Origin of the sequence: Streptomyces sp. DT224 (genome assembly GCF_049844595.1) — a bacterium.
GTDB lineage: Bacteria > Actinomycetota > Actinomycetes > Streptomycetales > Streptomycetaceae > Streptomyces.
In genome coordinates this window covers 292,858-305,935 of the sequence record NZ_JBNCLI010000004.1, presented here as the reverse complement: position 1 = coordinate 305,935, position 13,078 = coordinate 292,858, and the positions used below count along the sequence as shown (strand labels likewise).

Genomic DNA, 13,078 nt, shown 5'->3' with positions numbered 1-13,078 from the left:
GCCGGCCGTACCGCACGACATGCGGAGGGCGGACCCGCCCCGCGGGTCCGCCCTCTCGTGTGCCCGGGACCGTCAGGGCAGGAAGCGCACCGAGGGCCGCCCCTGCGGGCCGTCCGGTGTCACGACGGACCGCACCCGGTAGACGTCCTCGATCAGCTCCTCCGTGATGACCTGCGCGGGGGGCCCGCCCGCGACCGCCCGTCCGCCGCTGAGCACCACGATCCGGTCGCAGAACATGGCGGCCAGGTTGAGGTCGTGCAGGGCGACGACGGCGGTCAGCGGGAGCGAGGCGACCAGGGAGAGCAGTTCCAGCTGGTGCTGGATGTCCAGGTGGTTGGTCGGTTCGTCCAGCAGGAGTTCACGCGGTCGCTGGGCGAGCGCGCGGGCGATCTGGACGCGCTGGCGCTCCCCGCCGGAGAGCGTGTGCCAGGACTGATCGCGCCGGCCGGTGAGCCCGGTGCGTTCCAGGGCCTCGTCCACCGCCGCCGCGTCCGCGTCCGTCGGCGCCGACCAGGCACGCCGGTGCGGGATGCGGCCCAGGCGTACGACGTCCAGGACGCTCAGCTCGTCCTGGGTGACGGCGTGCTGGTCGACGACCGCGACGCGCCGGGCCACGGCGCGGCGGCCGACGGCCGTGAGGGGGTCGCCGTCCAGCGTGACGACGCCCGCGTGCGGGGCGAGGACCCCGGCGAGGATGCGCAGCAGCGTGGACTTGCCGGAGCCGTTGGGGCCGATCAGGCCCACCGTCGTGCCCGGTTCCGGGGCCAGCGTCACACCGTCCAGCAGGACGCGGCCGCCCGCCTCGCGGCTGACTCCTGCGGCCCGCAGGCCCTCCGCGGCCGTCCCGGTCACGCGGGCCGCCCGGTGCGGTAGAGGACGGCGACGAAGGCGGGCACGCCGATGAGGGCGGTGACGACGCCCACCGGGACCTCCTGCGGGTCGAGGACGGTCCGGGCGAGCGTGTCGACCCAGACCAGGAAGACGGCTCCGGCGAGCGCGGTGACCGGCAGCAGCCTGCGGTGGCCCGAGCCGGTGAGGGCGCGGGCGGCGTGCGGCAAGACCAGCCCGACGAATCCGATGGCCCCGGCCGAGCTGACGAGCGCGGCGGTCAGCAGCGCGGTCGTGCAGAGCAGGACGGTGCGGACGCGTGCGACGTTCACCCCGAGGGCGGCGGCCGCGTCCTGCCCGAAGGCGAAGGCGTCGAGCGTACGGGCGTGGCCCAGGCAGACCAGCAGGCTGCCGGCGAGAACGGCGGAGCAGATCCACACATCGGTCCAGCCCACCCCGCCGAGCGAGCCGAGCAGCCAGAACAGCACGCCCCGGGTCTGCTCGGCGTCGGCGGCCGTCATGACGACGAACGAGGTCAGTGCCGAGAACAGCTGCATCGCGGCGACCCCGGCCAGCACGACCCGGTCGGTGGAGCCGCCCAGGGTATGGCTGAGCAGCATCACCAGCGCGAACGAGCAGAGCGCCCCGATGAACGCCCCGGCCGGCAGCGACACCGCGCCCCCGCCGGCACCGAGCACGACGACCAGGACCGCTCCCGTGGACGCGCCGGAGGAGACGCCGAGGACGAACGGGTCGGCGAGCGGGTTGCGCAGCAGGGACTGCATGACGGTCCCGCAGACCGCGAGACCCGCCCCGCAGACGGCGGCGAGCAGGGTGCGCGGCATACGCAGGTTCCAGATGATGCCGTCGCGGATCGGACTGAGCCGGGCCTCGCCGATGCCGAGGTGCGCGGCGACGGCGGACCAGACGTCCACGACGGAGATCCGGGCCGGCCCGATGGTGACGGCGACCGCGACGGACAGCGCGAGCAGCAGAACGCCGCCGGTCCACAGGAGGCCGCCGCGCAGGCGGCGGGGGCGGACGGACCCGGTGGTCTCCGTCGCCTTCTCGCGCGGTGCGGTGAGCCGGTCGGTGGCCGTCACCCCGCGAGCCCGGACGCCCGCAGCCCGGCGGCCACCAGCTCCACGCCCTCGACCGTGCGGATGGTCGGGTTCATGGCCTGGCCGCTGAGCAGGACGTAGCGCTTGTGGCGTACGGCGTCCATCTTCTTCGTGACGGGGTTGGACTCCAGGAAGGCGATCTTCCCGGCGGCGCTCTCCGCGGTCTGCGACGTGCGGGTGAGGTCGCCGATGACCAGCACGTCCGGGTCGCGGTCGGCGACGGTCTCCCAGTTGATCTGCGGCCATTCCTCGTGCGTGTCGTCGAAGACGTTCTTCAGGCCGAGCTCCCGGGTGATGATGCCCGGCGCCCCGCAGCAGCCCGCCAGATAGGGGGACTCGGAGTTGGCGAACCAGTACAGGACGGAGGTACCGGATCCGTCGACGCCGTCGGCGGCCTCGCGGATCCGGGCGCGGAGCCGCGCGACCAGCTTCTCGCCACGCTCGGGCACGCCGAACACCCGGGCCAGGTCGCGTACTTCGCCGTAGACGCTGTCCATGGTGAGGGCGCCGGTGCGGACGCCGTCGCCGTCCTTGGTGTTGTCCTTGGCCGTGCAGTCGGCGGGCGCGACGTAGGTGGGGACGCCCAGCTCCTCGAACTGTTCGCGCGGGGCGACGCCGCCCTTGGCGAGGGTCGACTCGAAGTCGGCGGCGACGAAGTCGGGCTCCTGGTCGAGGACCTTCTCGGAGGAGGGCCGGTTGTCGGTGAGCCGCTGCACGCCCGTGTTGGCCTTCTCCAGGCCCTTCATCACCGGGTCGGTCCAGGTGGCGGTGGCGGCGATCCGGTCGGCGAGGCCGAGCGAGAGCAGGATCTCCGTCGTGCCCTGGTCGACGGAGACCGCGCGGCGCGGCGCGGCCCGCACGGTGACGGTGCGCCCGCAGTTCTTGAGGGTGACCGGATAGCCGTCCGCCGTGCCCTTGCCTCCGGCCGCTTCGGGCGGGCTTCCCCCGCAGGCCGTCAGCAGCAGGAGCGCGGCGGTGAGCAGGGCGGCGGAACGGGCGGGGCCGGATATCGGCGGCACGGGGTACCTCGGCGTCTCTGGGCCCATGCGCGGGACCCGCTGTACGGTGTCCGCCGCCCGGTCCCGGACGGCGGTCGCCAGCAGGTCTTCGGACTCGGGTTCGCTCGGACGGGACGCCTTCCCGGGAGACGGTGGTCTTCCAGTGGCCGTGGCCCCGCCCGTCCCCCTCACCGCTGCGCGTCAGTTCCGGATTCGCACCGGATTCCCTGACCCCTACGTGGAGTTCGACTGGCTCCGGGGACGCTACCACGGGCGTCCCACGCGGTTCAGCGCCGCCCCCGGGGGCTCAGGGGCGTTGCAGGGCCACCACCGCGTTGTGCCCGCCGAAGCCGAAGGAGTGGCTGACGGCCCGGTGGACGGGCCGCACCAGCGGCACCTTGGTGACGCAGTCGATGTCGAACCCGGGCGCGGGGGCGTCCAGGTTCGCGACCGGCGGAACGACCCCGCGCTGGAGGGTGAGGATCGTCAGCCCCGCCTCGATCGCCCCGGCCGCGCCCATGCAGTGCCCGAGCACCCCCTTGGGGGCGGTGACGGGCGGCCGGTGCGGGTACATCCGGCTGATCAGCGCGGCCTCGGCGGCGTCATTGCGCACGGTCGCGGTGCCGTGCGCGTTGACGTGCTCCACCTCCTCCGCCCGCCAGCCCGCGTTCCGCAGCGCGGCCTCGACGGCGGCCCGGGCGACCCGCCCGTCGGGGTGCGGGCTGGTGGGGTGGTGGGCGTCCGTGGTGGCTCCGGTGCCGGCGAGCAGGGCCCGGGGTTCGACGCCTCTGGCCTCCGCGTCGGCGGCGCGTTCCAGCACCATGACGGCGGCACCCTCGCCCATGACGAGTCCGGCGCGGTCGGCGGCGAAGGGCCGGCTGAGCCGGGACAGGTCGCCGTCCGCGCGGGCGGCCGCTCCTGAGCGGGCGAAGCCGGTCATGGCGACCGGGAAGACGGTCGACTCGGTCGCCCCCGCGACGGCCACGTCGCACTGCCCGGTCACCAGCAGGTCGCGGGCGACGGACAGTGCGGTGACGCCCGACGAACAGGCGGTGCAGGGGGCCATGCTGGGGCCGGTGGCCCGCATCTCGATCGCGATCTCGGCGGCGGGCATGTTGGGGATGGTCAGCAGGACACCGGCCGGCGAGATCGCCTCCGGCCCCCTCCGCTCGAGGACCAGCGCCTGGTCGGTGAGGTGCGCGGAGCCGCCGCTGCTGGTGCCGACGACGACCGCGACCCGGCTGCCGTCCCAGCCGGACGGGTCGAGCCCGGCGTCGGCGACGGCCTCCCGTGCGGCCAGGACCGCGAACTTGACGTACCGGCCCATCCGGAAGGCCGTACGGCGGCCGATCTCGGCGTCCAGGTCGATGCCGTCGACCATGCAGGCGAAGTCGATCGCGCACCCGGCGAGCGCGGGGACGGTGCGGGCCGGGCTCACCGCGGCGCACACCCCGTCCCAGGTGGATTCCGTGTCGTTGCCGACCGGGGTGATCATGCCGAGACCCGTGACGGCGATGGCCGGTGTCCTCATCGGGCGACGCCCGCCGCCGTGTCGAGGTGCTCCGTGAGCTCGGCGAGGGTGGTCCCCCGGGTCAGGATGCCGGTGTCCAGCTCGACCCCGGTGGTCTCCCGGAGGACGACGGCGAACTCGGCGGCCGCCAGGGAGTCCATGTCCAGGCTGTCCATCGTGGAGTCCGGAAGGATCTCGGCCACGGGCACCCTGAAGGTACGGCTGAGTACGTCGGTGATGCGGGGGTGGATCGTGCTCATGGTTCTTCCTTTCCTCGTGCTCACCCGCGTGGGGTGTCCGGCGCCGGCGCGCACGGCCCCGACGCCGGAACAACTGAACAGCGCCGCTCCGGTTACGCCTTGCGGCGAACCGATTCGCCTACGCCCGGCCGGGACGCCCCGGTCCACCGCGCGAACAGGGCGACGGTCGTCCAGTAGGCGAGGAGGACGGCCCCCGCCCCGAGCCCCTGCAGGGCGCGTTCCGCACGGCACGCCCGTGTGCCCCTCATCGCCTCGCCTCCGCGTGCCAGTGGGCCTCCGGATCGTCGTACGCGTCGGCGTAACCGGCGCCCGTGATCGGCCAGTCGGCCAGCATCTCGTCGGGGAAGGCGAAGGAGTCGGCGAGTTCCGGAAGGTGGGGGGCCACCGCGTCGATGAGCCGTTCGATGTGGTCCGTCAGCGCCTCGGCCTGACCGGTGCTCAGATACCCGGCCGCGAGGAGGTCCCCGCTGTCGCGCGCCACCCGGCGCAGGGCGAAGAGCCGGGCCAGCTCGCCGAGCCGGTCCCGGTCCGCCCCGGGGGGCAGCGCCTCGACCGCCTCCGCGTACGCCTCGGCCGCCTGCCGGCAGGCGTGCGCCTCGACCCCGCGCAGCGCGGGCCCCGCCGCGGCGTTCCACCGGCCCAGCGGGTCGCCGTGCGCCGTCCGGGCCGCCCGGGCCCCGGCGCGCGCGAACCACAGCTCCTCGGCGCGGCCCAGGAGCCGGACCAGGAACCGGAGGTCGGTGAGGTCGCCGTGCGCCGGGGCGGCCGGCTCGTACGGCGTGCGGTCGGCGAGCAGGGCGGCGGCGGCCCTGGCGTGGACGGCGAGGTTGTCGCCCTCGGCGGTGATGGCGCCCTCGACTCCGGTGACGAGCGCGGCCATCCCGTTGTTCTCCAGGAGGCCCTGGGCGCCGCAGCGCTCCCGGGACTCCACGATCACGTCCCTGGCCTGCCAGGTGATCCAGCCCTTGGCGATGTCCACCAGCCGCTCGGCCGCCTCCCGCCCGGCCTCCGGCCCCGCCGCGGCCGCCTCCCAGCGGTCCAGGACACGGCGGTGCAGCAGGCTCATGGCGAAGACCGTGGCCATGGCCTCGGCGAGCGGCCCGTGATGGGTGCGGTACGCGAGCACCGGCAGCCGAGCCCCGCGCCCCGCGGAGACGTGGCGGTGGCCGCCGTACCGCACCGCGACGGCCAGCGTGGCGCGCGCCGAGCCGACGGCGCTGGCGCTCATGGAGATCCTGCCGGTGACGACGCGGGCGATGGAGGCGAGGAAGCGGCGTCTGCGGCCCTCGACGGCACTGCGGAAAACCCCGTCGCCGTCGATCCGCCCCTGCGGGCCCGTCAGCAGCGCCTCGCGCCCCACGAAGACGTGGTCGAACGAGGTCAGGCTGTGGTCGACGGGGCTGCCCATGCGCGCCGGGAGCCTGCGCACCCGTACGCCGGGCAGCGGTCCGTCGGCGCCGGTGAGCGGCACCAGCAGCAGGAACACTCCCCGGTCGGCCCCGCCGGCCAGCAGCCGCGCGGCGACGAGCCCCGACTTGGGGCCGCCGGGCCGCCCGGTGTTGGGCATGAACTTCTGCGCCCCGCAGTGCGGGGTGTGCAGCACGAACCCGTCGCGTTCGGCATCGTAGACGGCGGTCGTCTCGACGGCGGCGGCGTCGTTGCCGTGTGCCACCTCCGTACACAGGAAGGTTCCGGTACGCCGCAGCGTCAGGAAGTCCGACAGGTCGCGGGGGCTGTCGGCGATGTGGTCGAGGAGGCTGCCGAGGAAGAGGTTGTAGTGGATGCCCGCGATGGTGGCGAGCGCCGGGTCGATGGGGGCCAGCCACTCGTGCAGGGCCGCCAGCGCCCGGAAGTCGGAGGCCGGGCGGGCGGCACTGTCCAGGGCGTCGTTGAGGGTGCGCAGTCGGGCGTACGCGCGGGCGAGCCGTTCGTCCGGGGTGCCGCCGGCCTCCGGCCCGGGGGGCAGCCGGAACGGGTCGGTGGCGACGAGCCGCCGCCAGAAGCCGTGCTCGCGGCGGGCGTCGGCGCCGAGGAGTACGGAGGTGAGCGGGCGTACGAGGGGATCGGCCTCGGTGAGCGTGGTGGTCATACAAGGCTGAACGACCGGCGTACGGTCAGGACACCGGGCTCGTGCAGATGTTCACCGTCCGGAGGGGCGAGCCCGTTCGAAGCAGAGGGCGACGTTGTGGCCGCCGAAGCCGAAGGAGTGGCTGACGGCCCGCTCGACGCGCAGTCGGCGCGGCTCCTTGGTGACGCAGTCGATGTCCCAGTCGGCGGGCGGGGCGTCCAGGTTGGCGACCGGCGGGACGACCCCGTGTTCGAGGGTGAGCACGGTGGCGGCGGCCTCGATCGCGCCGGCGGCGGCGAGCGTGTGCCCGAGGACGCCCTTGGGGGCGGTGACCGGGGGCCGGTGCGGGAAGAGGCGGGCGATCAGCTCGGCCTCCATCGCGTCGTTCAACGGCGTGGACGTGCCGTGGGCGTTGACGTGCCCGACCTCGTGGGCCGCCCAGCCCGCCGCGTCCAGGGCCGCCTCGACGGCGCGCCGGGCGCCGTGCCCGCCGGGGTCGGGCGCGGTGGGGTGGTGGGCGTCCGTGGCGGCTCCGGTCCCGGCGAGCACGGCGCGCACGCGGGCGCCCCGGGCCGCCGCGTGCGCGCCCCGCTCCAGGACGAGCACGCCGGCGCCCTCGCCCAGGACGAAGCCGTCGCGGTCGGGTGCGAAGGGGCGGGACGCGGCGGCCGGGTCGCCGGTGCGGGTGGACAGCGCGCCCAGCTGGGCGAAGGCGGCGGCCACCAGGGGCGTCAGGACGGATTCCGCGCCGCCCGCGACGACGACGTCGCACCGGCCGGTGGCGAGGAGGTCGTGTGCGGTGGCGAGGGCGGTGGCGCCCGAGGCGCAGGCGGTGGCCGGGGCCAGGCTGGGCCCGTGGGCGCCCAGGTCGATGGCGATCTCGCCGGCCGCCGCGTTGGGCATCATCATCGGCGCGAGGAGCGGCGAGACGGCCTGTGCGCCGCCGCCGTCGAACCGGCGGACGTTGTCCACGAGGGCGGAGACGCCGCCGACGCCGACGCCGAGCACGACGCCCACCCGGGCGCCGTCCCAGCGGTCCGGGCGCAGCCCGGCGTCGGCGACGGCCCGGCGCGCGGCGACCAGGGCCATCTTCGCGAACCGTGCCATCCGCCAGCCGGCGCGGCCCCCGATGGCGTGGTCCAGGTCGGTCCGGTCGGCCCGGCAGGCGAAGCCGGCGGGCAGCCCGGCCAGTTCCTCGCAGTGCCGGGCCGTGGACCGCCCCGCGCACAGTCCGGACCAGAAGGCCCGCTCGTCGTCGCCCGCGGGGGTGACCAGCCCCAGCCCCGTCACCACGGTCGCCGTCCTCGTGTCCCGCGCCATGCCGCGCCCCTCCCCTGCGTCGTCCGTTCCTCTGAAGGGGAACGCGCCGGGGGCCGTCGAGGGTGCGGGCGGAGCCGAATCTCAGCCCGGCCCCAGCGCCCGGCGCAGCTCCGTCCCGTCCGGCGGGTTCGCCCCGGCCCGGGTGACGGTCACGGCTGCCGAAGCCGCCGCGTGGCGCAGTACGTCGCTCACCGTGCCCCGGTCCGGCGAGCGCAGCCGCTCCCGGCCGGACGCGCCGAGCAGGCCGTGGGCGGCGAGTGCGTGCAGCGTGCCGGACATGAAGGCGTCCCCGGCGCCCACCGTGTCGACCACGTCGGCGGCGAGCGCGCCGATGTCCACCTGGCCGTCCGGGAGGACCGCCGTGGCGCCGTCGCCGCCCCGGGTGACCAGGACGAGGGCCGGGCCGGACGCGAGCCAGCGCCGGGCGGCCCGGGCCGGGTCCCGGCCCGGGTACAGCCAGTCCAGGTCCTCGTCGCTGGCCTTGACGACGTCGCTGAGGCCCACGCACCGCTCGACCCTGCGCACGGCGGTTCCGTGGTCGCCCATCAGCGCGGGCCGCACATTGGGGTCGTAGCTGACGGTGGCGGCCGTCCGCAGCGACTCGACGGCGGCGAGCACCGTCGCCGCCCCGGGTTCGGTCACCGCCGCGATCGAACCGGTGTGGACGTGCCGGGGCTGCCGGTCGAGGGCGACCCGCCCGAGCGTCCAGGCGATGTCGAACGCGTAGGAGGCGCGGCCCTCGCCGTCCAGGGTGACGACGGCCGCCGGCGTGGGGCCGGGGCGGCCGTCCGTCAGCACCTCGACCCCCGCCCCGGTGAGGTGTGCGCGGATCAGCCGCCCGTGGTCGTCCCGGCCCAGCTGGGTGAGCAGCGTCGTGTCGTGGCCGAGCCTGGCCAGCCCGTACGCCAGGTTGGCGGGGCTGCCCCCGGGGTGGACCCGGTCCGGGGCGTCCGGGACGCGGACGATGTCGGCGACGCATTCACCGATGACCAGGAAGTCGGGGCGGTCGGACATGGGGGCGGGATCTCCCGGGGTGCGGCGGTGGGGTGACGGTACGTCCGGCCCACCGTACGACCCCGGTCCCGGGCCCGGCCGGGCGGTGGCCCTATGTGTCCAGCGCGTCGGCCACCAGCTCCAGGAACCGGGCGTGGGCGCGGGCGCTGCACACCGGTTCCGGGTTCCACGGGACCACGCGGGCCGTCGCGGCGACGGCCGCCCACTCGGCGTTGTCGCGCAGCTCGGCGAGCGGGGTCGCGTTGGCCCGGATGTCGGCGAGGACGACGGCGGGGCGCAGGGCGGCGGCCTCGGTCCAGCCGGTCGTGGACCAGTTCGCCCCGGGGCCCTCGGCGGGTTCGGCCAGATCGACGCCGAGGTCCGCGAGGACCCGGAGTTCGGGCCACATGCGGGGGCGGGCCAGGTGCGCCTGGTCCCGGCCCGCCGGGGAGAGCGCGAGGACCCTGGCCCGGTCCGGGCCCGCGGTGAGGGCGCGCAGCCGGTCCCGCGCGGCGTCCAGTTCCCGGGCCGCCGCGGCCGGTTCCTCGGCGCCGAGCGAACGGGCCAGCTCCGCGAACCGGTCGCCGATCTCGGCGAGGGTGCGCGCCTGGCCGACGTCGATGACGACGACGGGGACGTGGCCCTCCAGATGTTTGGCGGTCTCCGGGCCGAGGCCGTAGACCTGGCCGCCGCCGTAGCTGACGGCGACGACGAGGTCCGGTGCGCAGCTCAGTAAGGCGTCCGCGTCCAGAGTGGCCCCGGCGCCGGCGTACGCGATGGCGTCCAGCGGGAGCGAGCCGGTCTTCGCGGGGTCGGGTGCGGCCGGGTCGTCGTGGCCGGACCCGAAGAGCCCGGCCGGTCGTATCCCGTGGTCCCACAGGGTCGCGCCGGCCTGGATATAGGCGAGCACCCGTTGCGGGCGTTCGCCGCTTGCCGACAGCTGCCCCCGGTCGTCGGTGAATTGCCACACGGTCCGCTCGTTCACGTCACACGCCTCCCAGCCGGAACCCGCCGCCCGGCGGCGGCGGTCGACCAGTACCTGCCCAGCAATCGGGGGCCGCACCCTCCGGAGGGACCGCCCTTACGACCTCGCCCGCAATTGTCGGCGGCGTCACGGCGCCTGGGACCTCCGCCTCCGGCGTTGTCGTCGGTCGCGATGGCTCCGCCATCGCTCCCTCCTCCGCCTTGGATTCGAAGGCCCCAGGCGCCGCTCCTTCTTCCGCCGACAATCGCGGGCGAGGTCGTTAGAGATCCGCCCGCGTGGAGCGTACGAGGTAGGTGACGGGGCCGGGGTCGGGGACGTGGATCTCGCTGAAGGCGAGCCGGTCGTAGAAGGCCCTGGCCGGCGTGTTGGAGGTGAGCATGGACAGATGGACGCCCTCGACGCCCTTGGCGTTCAGGGCCGCGAGGAAGGTGTTCATCAGCTCCTTCCCGTAGCCCTTGCGCTGCCAGTCCGGCAGCAGGTCGATGTGCAGGTGGGCGGGGTGGGCGGCGAGTTCGGGCAGGACCATGCGCTCCGGGTTGTGCAGGAGGGCGGTCATCTCGTCGGCGGGGCTTTGCGGCGGGCCCTCGGGCAGCGGGTAGCGGCCGGCGACCCGGGGCAGCCAGCTCTCGCGGTACTCCTTCACGAAGCGCGCGGTGTCGGCGGTGCCGATGATGTAGCCGACCGCGCGGCCGGTGCCGTCGTCGACGACGAAGGCGAGGTCCGGTTCCAGCTCGGCGTAGGGCGTGGCGAAGATGGACGGCACCAGTTCGTGGTCCGGGTAGATGTCCCGGGCGTCACTGCCGCCGGCGGCGGTGCGTATGCAGATGTCGGAGAGCGCGGCGCTGTCTGCGGGGCGGTAGGGCCGGAGGCCGGGGTGCGAGGTCACCGGCCCATCCTGCCGACCGGGAGAGCGCTCCCACAAGAGGATTCAGGGGTTGACGGCGGTGAGGAGGACGACCGCGTCCTCCAGGGCGAGCAGGCCGTGCCGCTCCTGCGGGATCGGGTGCAGCCGTCCGGGTGTCAGTTCGACGTCGCCGGAGGCCGCGGTGAGCCGGACGGAGCCCCGCAGGACCTGGAGCGAGGCGGCGGGCGGGGCGTTGTGCTCGTCCAGCGCGGAGCCCGAGGTGAGCGCGATGACGGTCTGCCGCAACGGGTCCTGGTGGAGCAGGAGGTGGGCGCTGCGGCCGTGCGGCGCGGCGCGCGCGGCGGCCAGGTGCTCGGCGGCCAGGGCATTCAGATCGTTCGAAGCGTCCATATGCCCACTGTGCCGCAGCGCCGGCCGCGCCGCGAACCTGCTGCACGGGCCTGGGCGCGCTCCCACGCGTCCCGGGCCCGTGCGGCCGGTGCGGCCGGTCATGGCGTGGTCAGGCGCGCAGCCACACCGCCGTGTCCCGCGGGAGGCGGCCGGTCTCGTCCAGGGGTCCGCTGGTGAGCAGCACCGCGCTGTGCGGGGGCAGCTCGGCGGCCTCGGCGGCCAGGTTGACGACGCACAGCAGTCCGTCGGTCCTGGCGAAGGCGAGCACCCCGGGCGCGGCGTCGAGCCAGGTCAGCCGTCGGATGCCGGGCTCTCCCCCGGTCCCGAAGCCCGGTTCGGAGCGCCGCAGCCGCAGGGCCTCGCGGTACAGGCTCAGCATGGAGTCCGGGTCGCCGTTCTGGAGGTCGGCGGCGTAGCCGGACCAGCCCTCGGGCTGCGGGAGCCAGGGCTCGGTGGTGGCCCCGAATCCGGCGTACGGTTCGCCCGCCGCCCAGGGCATGGGGACCCGGCAGCCGTCCCGGCCCGGGTCGGTGCCGTTCTTGCGGAAGTGCATCGGGTCCTGGATGCGGTCGAGCGGGATGTCGGCCTCGGGCAGCCCCAGTTCCTCGCCCTGGTAGAGATAGGCCGCGCCGGGCAGGGCCAGCGAGAGGAGTGCGGCGGCGCGGGCTCTGCGGGTGCCGAGGGCGAGGTCGGTGGGGGTGCCGAAGGTCTTGACGGCGAAGTCGAACCCGGTCTCCTCGCGGCCGTAGCGGGTGACGGTCCGGGTGATGTCGTGGTTGCAGAGCACCCAGGTGGCGGGGGCGCCGACCGGGGCGTGCTCGGCGAGCGTGTCGTCGATGGCGGTCCGCAGCTTCTCCGCCTCCCACGGGCAGGCCAGGAAGTTGAAGTTGAAAGCGGTGTGCAGCTCGTCCGGGCGCAGGTAGCGGGCGAAGCGCTCGGGGTCGGGGAGCCAGACCTCGCCGACGAAGACGCCGTCGTACTCGTCGGCGATGGCGCGCCAGGAGCGGTAGATGTCGTGGAGTTCGTCGCGGTCCACGAAGGGGTGCGGGTCGCTGCCGGTGACGAAGTCGGGGAGCGCGGGGTCCTTGGCGAGCAGGGCGGCGGAATCGATGCGGACGCCGGCGACACCGCGTTCGAACCAGAAGCGCAGCACGTCCTCGTGCTCGCGTCGCACGGCGGGGTGGGCCCAGTTGAGGTCGGGCTGCTGGGTGGCGAAGAGGTGGAGGTACCACTCGCCGTCGTCCAGCCTGGTCCAGGGGGTGCCGCCGAATTCGGAGACCCAGTCGTTGGGCGGGATCTCGCCGTTGGGGCCGCGGCCCTTGCGGAAGTGGAAGAGGTCGCGCTCGGGGCTTCCAGGGCCGGCTTCGAGGGCGGCACGGAACCAGGCGTGCTGGTCGGAGACGTGGTTGGGCACGATGTCCACGATGGTGCGGATGCCCAGCTCGCGGGCCTCGGCGATGAGCTTCTCGGCCTCGGCGAGGGTGCCGAAGGCGGGGTCGATCGTACGGTAGTCGGCCACGTCGTAGCCGCCGTCGGCCAGCGGCGAGAGGTACCAGGGGGTGAACCAGAGGGCGTCCACGCCCAGTTCGACGAGGTAGGGCAGCCTGGCCCGTACCCCTGCCAGGTCGCCGGTGCCGTCGCCGTCGCCATCGGCGAAGCTGCGTACGTAGATCTGGTAGATGGCGGCGTCGCGCCACCACTGTGCGGTGGCCTCGGACGGACGGTTGGCTGCCACTGACG

The 13,078-nt window shown here is 75.0% G+C and carries 12 protein-coding genes and 1 riboswitch; all 12 genes read right to left on the bottom strand.

Annotated elements, in window-relative coordinates:
- Window positions 1-72: 72 nt before the first annotated feature.
- The 12 genes from ACLQ2N_RS11685 to ACLQ2N_RS11630 all read right to left on the bottom strand — a co-directional run bounded on the left by ACLQ2N_RS11685 (window position 73) and on the right by ACLQ2N_RS11630 (window position 13,073).
- Entirely contained in the window at window positions 73-852 is a 780-nt protein-coding gene (locus ACLQ2N_RS11685; RefSeq protein WP_425811804.1) for an ABC transporter ATP-binding protein, read from the bottom strand.
- Entirely contained in the window at window positions 849-1,931 is a 1,083-nt protein-coding gene (locus ACLQ2N_RS11680) for a FecCD family ABC transporter permease (RefSeq protein WP_425811802.1), read from the bottom strand. The genes ACLQ2N_RS11685 and ACLQ2N_RS11680 overlap by 4 nt, the downstream gene beginning before the upstream one ends.
- Window positions 1,928-2,968: an ABC transporter substrate-binding protein gene (locus ACLQ2N_RS11675; protein WP_425811800.1), complete on the bottom strand. Its 1,041-nt coding sequence runs from the start codon at window positions 2,966-2,968 to the stop codon at window positions 1,928-1,930. The genes ACLQ2N_RS11680 and ACLQ2N_RS11675 overlap by 4 nt, the downstream gene beginning before the upstream one ends.
- A 76-nt stretch (window positions 2,969-3,044) precedes the next feature.
- Window positions 3,045-3,201, bottom strand: a riboswitch (cobalamin riboswitch).
- A gap of 53 nt (window positions 3,202-3,254) precedes the next feature.
- Window positions 3,255-4,478, bottom strand: coding sequence for a beta-ketoacyl-[acyl-carrier-protein] synthase family protein (locus ACLQ2N_RS11670; RefSeq protein ID WP_425811798.1), 1,224 nt, complete (start codon window positions 4,476-4,478; stop codon window positions 3,255-3,257).
- Window positions 4,475-4,717 (bottom strand): acyl carrier protein, encoded by a 243-nt coding sequence (locus ACLQ2N_RS11665; RefSeq protein ID WP_425811796.1) that lies wholly within the window; start codon window positions 4,715-4,717, stop codon window positions 4,475-4,477. Before ACLQ2N_RS11665 ends, ACLQ2N_RS11670 begins: the two co-directional genes overlap by 4 nt.
- Window positions 4,718-4,961: 244 nt before the next feature.
- Window positions 4,962-6,806, bottom strand: a complete 1,845-nt coding sequence (locus ACLQ2N_RS11660; protein WP_425811794.1) for an acyl-CoA dehydrogenase — start codon at window positions 6,804-6,806, stop codon at window positions 4,962-4,964.
- 51 nt (window positions 6,807-6,857) lie between these two features.
- Window positions 6,858-8,105: a beta-ketoacyl-[acyl-carrier-protein] synthase family protein gene (locus tag ACLQ2N_RS11655; RefSeq protein WP_425811792.1), complete on the bottom strand. Its 1,248-nt coding sequence runs from the start codon at window positions 8,103-8,105 to the stop codon at window positions 6,858-6,860.
- Window positions 8,106-8,186: 81 nt separating this feature from the next.
- Complete coding sequence (locus ACLQ2N_RS11650; RefSeq protein ID WP_425811790.1) at window positions 8,187-9,119, bottom strand: carbohydrate kinase family protein; 933 nt, start codon at window positions 9,117-9,119, stop codon at window positions 8,187-8,189.
- A gap of 91 nt (window positions 9,120-9,210) precedes the next feature.
- Window positions 9,211-10,083, bottom strand: coding sequence for an ABC transporter substrate-binding protein (locus tag ACLQ2N_RS11645; RefSeq protein WP_425811788.1), 873 nt, complete (start codon window positions 10,081-10,083; stop codon window positions 9,211-9,213).
- Window positions 10,084-10,342: 259 nt separating this feature from the next.
- A complete protein-coding gene (locus ACLQ2N_RS11640; protein WP_425811786.1) occupies window positions 10,343-10,969 on the bottom strand; it encodes a GNAT family N-acetyltransferase in 627 nt (208 codons plus the stop codon).
- Window positions 10,970-11,011: 42 nt separating this feature from the next.
- Window positions 11,012-11,338 (bottom strand): cupin, encoded by a 327-nt coding sequence (locus ACLQ2N_RS11635; protein ID WP_425811784.1) that lies wholly within the window; start codon window positions 11,336-11,338, stop codon window positions 11,012-11,014.
- Window positions 11,339-11,447: 109 nt separating this feature from the next.
- Window positions 11,448-13,073 (bottom strand): glycoside hydrolase family 13 protein, encoded by a 1,626-nt coding sequence (locus ACLQ2N_RS11630; protein WP_425811782.1) that lies wholly within the window; start codon window positions 13,071-13,073, stop codon window positions 11,448-11,450.
- Window positions 13,074-13,078 lie beyond the last annotated feature (5 nt).